This window comes from Vibrio sp. D54 (assembly GCF_021728075.1).
GTDB classification, from domain to species: domain Bacteria; phylum Pseudomonadota; class Gammaproteobacteria; order Enterobacterales; family Vibrionaceae; genus Vibrio; species Vibrio alginolyticus.
Genome location: NZ_JAKKCS010000064.1, coordinates 1 through 1190 on the forward strand (window position 1 = coordinate 1; position 1190 = coordinate 1190).

Annotated in this window: 1 protein-coding gene; it reads right to left on the bottom strand. The window is 47.4% G+C overall.

What is annotated here, in order from left to right; all coding sequences use genetic code 11:
• Positions 1-6 precede the first annotated feature (6 nt).
• A partial coding sequence (gene tuf / locus L3V37_RS24080; protein ID WP_017822038.1) for an elongation factor Tu occupies positions 7-1190 on the bottom strand: 1184 nt, incomplete at its 5' end.

Below are 1190 nucleotides of genomic sequence, written 5' to 3' on the forward strand. Positions count from 1 at the left end.
TATGAATTAGTCGAAGATCTTAGCAACAACACCAGCACCTACTGTACGGCCACCTTCACGGATCGCGAAACGTAGACCTTCGTCCATTGCGATTGGTGCGATTAGCTCTACAGTCATCTGTACGTTGTCGCCTGGCATTACCATTTCTACGCCGTCTGGTAGCTGGATGTCACCAGTTACGTCAGTTGTACGGAAGTAGAACTGTGGACGGTAGCCTTTGAAGAATGGAGTGTGACGACCACCTTCATCTTTAGACAGTACGTATACTTCTGATTCGAACTTAGTGTGTGGAGTGATTGAACCAGGCTTAGCTAGCACTTGACCACGTTCAACTTCGTCACGCTTAGTACCACGTAGAAGTGCACCAACGTTCTCACCTGCACGGCCTTCGTCTAGAAGCTTACGGAACATCTCAACACCAGTACATGTAGTTGTAGTAGTGTCTTTGATACCTACGATAGCAACTTCGTCACCTACAGTTAGGATACCACGCTCGATACGGCCAGTTACTACTGTACCACGACCTTGGATTGAGAATACGTCTTCGATAGGCATTAGGAATGGCTGATCTACCGCACGCTCTGGCTCAGGGATGTAAGTATCTAGAGCTTCTGCTAGTTCAACGATTTTCGCTTCCCACTGCTCTTCGCCGTTTAGTGCGCCTAGTGCAGAACCTTGGATAACTGGTAGGTCATCACCTGGGAAATCGTATTCAGATAGAAGTTCACGAACTTCCATTTCTACTAGTTCTAGTAGCTCTTCATCGTCAACCATGTCACATTTGTTCATGAATACGATGATGTATGGGATACCAACCTGACGGCCTAGTAGGATGTGCTCACGAGTTTGTGGCATTGGGCCATCTGTCGCAGCAACAACTAGGATACCACCGTCCATCTGTGCAGCACCAGTGATCATGTTTTTAACATAGTCAGCGTGTCCTGGACAGTCAACGTGTGCGTAGTGGCGTGATGGAGTGTCGTACTCAACGTGAGAAGTTGCGATTGTGATACCGCGCTCACGCTCTTCTGGAGCGTTATCGATAGATGCGAAGTCTTTAGCTACACCGCCGTAAACTTTAGCAAGAGTAGTACAGATAGCTGCAGTTAGAGTTGTTTTACCGTGGTCAACGTGGCCGATAGTACCAACGTTAACGTGCGGTTTCGTACGTTCAAATTTTTCTTTAGACA